Source organism: Sphingobium sp. (genome assembly GCF_035511395.1).
GTDB lineage: Bacteria > Pseudomonadota > Alphaproteobacteria > Sphingomonadales > Sphingomonadaceae > Sphingobium.
On sequence record NZ_DATKFP010000385.1, the window covers coordinates 1 to 6,509 of the forward strand.

At 61.5% G+C, this 6,509-nt stretch carries 4 protein-coding genes; all 4 read right to left on the reverse strand.

What is annotated here, in order from left to right; all coding sequences use genetic code 11:
- On the reverse strand, positions 1 to 792 hold a 792-nt coding region (locus VMR39_RS26020), incomplete at its 3' end, for a BapA/Bap/LapF family prefix-like domain-containing protein (RefSeq protein WP_325420697.1).
- 335 nt (positions 793 to 1,127) lie between these two features.
- On the reverse strand, positions 1,128 to 1,547 hold the full coding sequence (locus VMR39_RS26025; RefSeq protein ID WP_325420699.1) for a hypothetical protein: 420 nt from the start codon (positions 1,545 to 1,547) through the stop codon (positions 1,128 to 1,130).
- A 126-nt stretch (positions 1,548 to 1,673) separates the two neighbouring features.
- Positions 1,674 to 3,296: a family 43 glycosylhydrolase gene (locus VMR39_RS26030; RefSeq protein ID WP_325420701.1), complete on the reverse strand. Its 1,623-nt coding sequence runs from the start codon at positions 3,294 to 3,296 to the stop codon at positions 1,674 to 1,676.
- A gap of 64 nt (positions 3,297 to 3,360) precedes the next feature.
- A complete protein-coding gene (locus tag VMR39_RS26035; protein ID WP_325420703.1) occupies positions 3,361 to 6,213 on the reverse strand; it encodes a TonB-dependent receptor in 2,853 nt (950 codons plus the stop codon).
- Positions 6,214 to 6,509: the final 296 nt, after the last annotated feature.

Here is a 6,509-nt window from a genome sequence, read left to right on the forward strand (position 1 = left end):
GGCATCCGCATCTGCATCTGCATCAGCGTCGGCATCCGCATCGGCGTCTGCATCGGCGTCCGCATCTGCATCAGCGTCGGCATCTGCATCCGCATCTGCATCGGCGTCAGCATCGGCGTCCGCATCAGCGTCGGCATCTGCATCTGCATCTGCATCAGCGTCCGCATCTGCGTCAGCGTCGGCATCTGCGTCAGCGTCGGCATCTGCGTCCGCATCTGCATCAGCGTCGGCATCCGCATCTGCGTCCGCATCTGCATCGGCGTCAGCATCTGCATCAGCGTCCGTATCGTCCACCGACCGATTTCCGCCCGATGAGGCGACACCGGCGATACCCACACCTCCTATGATCGCCGGCAGTATCAACGACGATCCCGCTGCGCCTGCTCCGCCGGCAGCGCCTACCAGTTCGTCCAGATCGTTTAGCAGCGAAAAGCGCGGGAAACGGCCTCCGGAGCGCGCCAGCCACTGGTTGCCGCCATTATCGCGCAGCACCAGATCACTATTGCCACCATCGAACGGCTCGTAGAAATTGCTGACCTTGATGGCGTTGCCGTCAGTCAGTCGAATGATCAGGTCATTACCATTTTGCTCTAAGCTTGAAACAGCTTCCCGGTTCAACTGTAGGCGAACAACGCTCGGATCATCCAAAGTTATCGCTTCGACTGGGGATTGGCTGATTTCACCCGTCACCTTATCGATAACTTCGGCCGCCATCGTCGATACCTTTTCTTCTTTCGCGTCCGCAACGAAACGGAACGCGGCCAGGCTTCCACCCCCGCCCAAGCCCTGCAAGGGCCAGACTGAGCCATTATTGGACTAACGGAAGGAATCGGCACGCGCCGCAAGGATTCCGAATTCGGAATTAATTTCGCACTTGAGCCTACAGCCAGCCGCGATGCCGGGTTATATCGTGAATGGTGCCACAATCCCGAAACTTAGGCACCGTTTCTCCGATAAGCTATCATTCCGCAACTGTGTCCTTCACAAGCTGACCGAAACCGCAACCGACCAGCAGTGCGGCGAACACCAGCATGAGTGCGATAGGGACATGCAATGCCTCGATGAATAGCACCAGCCAGCCGATTTTACAGGCGACGATGCGGCGGAAAGGGCGGCTTCAATATCGCTCATGCAGTCTCTCCCTCCGCTCGCGGGCGCTGAATTGCCCCTGCCATGGTCATGGATGGCAGGTGGATGCCAAGCCCGGTCAATATGCCCGAACAATGGAGTAGCGCACGGGTAAAGAACATGTCTTCGTGAAAATTCTCGACATGATTGCTGACCCGCTGTCCGCGCGCCAGCCATGTCAGCAATTCCAGTTCGCCATCGCTGACGTAAGGCGCAGCGGTGGGCTGCACATCATAGCCAAGTCCCATGGCGAGGCTGCGCAATTGGGCAAAGGGTAGTAAGTGCGGCGCGCGATCCTTCTGGCTGGCCCCGCACATGGTATCCGGGTCGATGCTGTCGCTGCGGAGCAAAGCTAATGCCTGCCGTTCCGCGCTCGGCCGGCGGAACAGCGCCTTCACGCTTGTGGATCGGGAGGACATGGCGATCGGTTCTCCATTAGCCGGTGACGAAGACGCGCCGCATCCTGTCATAAATACGCTAATGCGAACTATTATCTATTAAATCCAGCTAACGCAATGCCGACGGAACGCTGTCCTGTCCCCTTTTTACAACGCCCGGAAACGGAAATCCCGAAACCTCGCCTCACCCGGCCCCGCCGCATAAAGGCCCGGCCGCAGCATCAGGAATCCGCCACGCACATTATGATGATATCCCGAAACCTCCATGCCCCGGTCGAACCGGCTCCATGTCTTCCCACCATCTCCGCTCAGATGATAGGACACGATATGGTGCCGATTTGTCACCTTCATGGTCATCCGGCGGCCATGGGGATTGGCCGGTCGCCCGCGCTCAATCCCATATTGATGGGTGACGAAGCGCGTCTCGTCGAAGCCCAGCCCGCAATAGAGCTTGTCATCATAGAAGAGCAGCAGCCCCGCCGTCCCGCCCGGCGCAATCTCGATATCGCACTGGAACTCATAGGCCGGATCGCCCGCGATCAGCAGCAGCGGCGAAGAATCCAGCGGCGCCGTTCCTCGTCCCTTGAGGATCAGCGCACCCTTCTCAACCCGCGCCCGGCTTGCTTCGTCAGGCGCCGGGCGGAAGAAATTCCATTTCGCGCCCAGCTTCAGCTCACGGAAATCGTCCGACAGCGCCATGCCATGCGGCAAGGCCTGCCCGCCGCGCGGCTTTGCGATCGGCTGCGACAGGTCGCCGCCGGTCATTCGGAACCAGCCATCGACGGCCCATTCCACCGGATCGAGCAATGTCTGCCGCCCCAGCGTCCAGAGGCCATTCTCATAGCCATGATAGACCGCCCACCAACTCTTGTCCGGCCCCTCGACCAGACTGGCATGGCCCCGCGACCACCAGCGCTCGTCGGCGCTTTCGGTATGGACCAGCGGATTGTTCGGATGCTGCTCCCAAGGCCCATGGATGGATCGCGATCGTGCGGCGATCACCATATGCCCGGTGGGCGGCCCCGCCGTGCCACCCACGGCGGTCAGCATATAGAACCAGTCGCCATGGCGGTGGATCTTCGGTCCCTCGGGCGCGAACCCCTCGACATCCCATGTATCGGGATAGCGCCAGGGATCATAGACATGCTCGACCGCGCCGACCGTCGACAGCCCGTCGTCGGACAGGCGGATGCGGTCGCCACCCGACAGGAACAGCCATCGACTGCCATCCTCCCCCACCGCGTGGCACGGATCGATATGGTCGTGCAGTTTCAGGTCGATCGGGTCGCTCCATGGCCCGTCGATGCTGTCGGCATGAATGACGAAGATGCTGTTCGGCTCGGCTTTGACCGGAATATAGAGGAAATAGCGGTCCTCGTGCTTTTCCAGGCTGACCGCCCAGACCGACCCGATATTCCTGGTCAGCGCTGCCCCACGCGGCTGCCAGTTGATGAGGTCGCGGCTATGCCAGATGGTGATGCCGGGATAGCTCTCGAAGGTCGAGAAGGTCATGTAATAATCCGCGCCGTCCTTCAGGATGGCGGGGTCGGGGCGATCGCCCGAAATTAGCGGATTGAGGAAACGCCCGTCGCCCAGATCGGCGATCCGCTGATTGTCGAGGCCGCGCTTCCAGTCGACCGCCAGACCCGGCGGCCCTCCCGACGCCCCTCCCGGCACAGCCCCCGGCACTGCGGCGGCCCGCCCGCCTCCCAACGCAAACGCGCTCCCGGCAAGAGCGGCTGTCATGGCGTCACGGCGGCTGATGATCATGATCTCTCCAACATATGCAAAAGAAAGGCCGGGCCACCTGTGCAGAGGCGGCCCGGCCGAGCAGTCACAGCTTGAACCGCGCACCCAGCTGAATGGTGCGGCCGAAATGCAGCTGCTCATAATTGCGATTGGCATCCTGATCGGTGTAGCGATCGCGATAATCGTCGGTCAGGTTGATGCCCTCCAGCGACAGTTCGATCCAGTCGGTCAGCTTGTAGCGGACCGAAGCATCGACGTTGATCGTGCTGTTATAACCTTCGAAAACATTGCCTGTACCGCTATTCTGGTCGATATATTTGCTGCGATAGCTGGCCGATACGCGGGCCGAGAATTTCTCGTCTTCATAATAGAGCGTGCCGTTGAACGCCCGCTTCGACAGGCCGAACAGCGTGGCATTGCGCACCGCCGCGATATTGCCGCCCCCCGGCACCACCGCCGGTCCCGATACGGTATAGTCGGCACTCGAATCCACGAAAGTGGCGTTCAAAATGCCGCCGAAATGCGACAGGAAGCCGGGCAGGAAAGTGAAGGGCGCCTGCACCGACAATTCGATCCCCTTCAGGCTCGCGCCCGTGCCGTTGACGATCGTGCTGATCGCCCAGCCCTCGGCGCGCTCCGGCTGGATCGCCGCGGGCGAGCTTGGCGGGATCACCGACAGCGGCAGGCCGGTCGACGCGAAGGTGCCGGTGATCGTCTGGCTGATCGGGAAACTCTGCACATCCTTCTTGAACGCCGCGACCGAAAAGACCGACTGCGGTGCAAAATACCATTCGAACGCCAGGTCATAGGCCGTCGCCCGGAACGGGTTGAGGTAGGGATTGCCAAAGCTGACGCGATAATTGAAGCCGTCGACAGAACCGCCCGGCGTCAGGTTGCCCAGGCTCGGCCGCGTCATCACATCGGCCACTGACGCGCGGATGATGATGTCGCGATGCGGGAAGAAGGCGATGTTCGCCGCCGGAAGCCAATCCTCATAGGATCGCGACACGCCCACCAGCTGACCATTGTTGAGGCCGGTCGAACTCTGGTCGGTCTTCACATAACGGATGCCCGCATTGGCCGCATATTCCAGCCCGAAAATGTCGCCCTTGGCATCGACCTGGACATAGCCGCCCGTGGTCTTTTCCACCACGCCGCGCGTATTGCCCGCATCGACCGCCAGCGCTCGCTCATAGAGGTTGGTATAATCGGTGCCCGCAGCCAGGTTGGGCACCAGCCATTGGGTCGTCGTCCCTGCCGGCGCATTTGCGCCCTTAAGGGTATAGAGTTCCGCCAGCGCCGACGTCACCGGCAGGCCATAGATCGCACCCGGCCCGAACGCGCTGCTCGGCGAGCAGTTCACCGTTCCCAGCACCCGGTCGACGCCGCCATTGCCGCACACCACGGTGTCGCGGGTGAAGCCTTCCGTGTCGAAGGAGAAGCGCCGATACACCGCACCTGCCTTCACCGTGAAGCCATCGGTCACGTCCCATTCGGTGCGCAATTGCGCGGTACGGAACTTGTTGACGGTCGAGGATGGCCGATCGCGGATTTCAGCGAGCTGGAAATTGGCCGGATCGGTGACGCTGGTGCCGAAGGTCAGCACCGGACGGCGCATATTGCTATAGTCATAGCTATAGCCCTGCGCATCACGGTCGTCGAACACCAAAGTGGTTTCGACCGGGATCGACGCGTCCGACTTGGAAAAACCGCCAAGCAGAGTGAAGCGGAAGCTGTCGCTCACATCCTGGTCCCAGGTCGCGCCCAGCTGGTAGAATTTGGTCTGCGACTTGCGCAGATAATGTTCGGTCCGCACCCAGGCGTCGTTCAGCGTCGCCGACACCATATTGTTGTTGCTGTCATAGACCGGGTTCACCACGTCGATCGACCGCTCGTTGGAACGCAGCAGCACCTCGCCCCATTTCTCCTCGCGCGTTTCGCGGAAGCGGGAGAAGAGGCCGTCGATCGACACCTTGGTCGCGTCCGAAGGCGCCCACTGGATCGATCCGGTCACGCCCAGACGCTCGCGCTCCTGAGCAATCTCGCCATAGCGCGGAATGCGCGGATGGAAGGCCAGCGCGGCCTCGTCGCACGCAGCGCCCGGAATATAGCTGCCGCCGCTATTGGGCGCCGTGAAACAGCGCGTGCCATCGACGCTGTCGAACCGCGCCTGCGACCAGCGCACCGTATTGTTACCCATCTGGAGCGTGTCGAGCTTGGAATAGGCTGCAGACAGCGCCACGCCCCATTGTCCGTCGGGCGACTTCCAGGACAACAACCCCGCCAGACGCGGCCCCCATTTCTTGCTCAGGTCGTTATAGGATCCGGTCGCGGACCCAACGAAAGTGAAACCACTCTTCCCCGCCAGCGGATTGCCGGTGTTGAGGTCGACCACAGCGCCCAGCGATCCTTCGTCCAGCGACGCCTCGGCTGTCTTGTGCACCACCAGCGAGCTGAAAAGTTCGGACGCGAAGACGTTGAAATCGAACGCGCGGTCGCGGTTGGAGCTGGCACCGTCGGTGGAGGTCGCGACCGTCTCCAATCCGTTCACCCGGACACGCGTGAATTGCGCACCCAGGCCGCGCACGGTGATGGCGCGCCCTTCGCCGCCATCGCGCTGGATCGAGATGCCGGGAATGCGCTGGAGCGATTCCGCCAGATTCTGGTCCGGGAACTTCGCGATATCCTCGGCCACGATGGCATCGACCGATCCCACCGACTGACGCTTCAGGTTGATGGCCGCGCCTAAAGACTGCCGGAAACCGGTGACAACGATATCGGCAACCTCGCCATCGGCAGCGGTCTGCGGCGCAGCATCAGCCTGCGCTGTATCCTGCGCCAGCGCGCTACTCGAAAAAGTAAGCGCCATGGCCGCGAAGGAAGCCCCCGCCAGCCAGCGCCGAGCCGCAAATTTATCCTGCTGATTCTGCACGTTCATCCACTCCCTTCCCAAATCTGCTCTGCGACGTTGGCGCAGGCGATTCCCGGGCAATCCCGGTCGGAAAGAGGCGCGCCTCCCTTTGGCCGCACCCTCTCTCGACCCGCGCGCCGCCAGCTCTGGCTGGTCATTGGCGCCTAGCGGAAACCGGTGTCATGAATGCGCCGATGGATTATATCTGTCAATATGCTCCAGCAGCCATTTCTCGCCGCCCGCTGGCGGCGGGTCACAACTCGCTGATTCCACATCAACTATTTTTGAAAGTGGTTTGGAGCAGCCAGCCCATTGGAAATGCA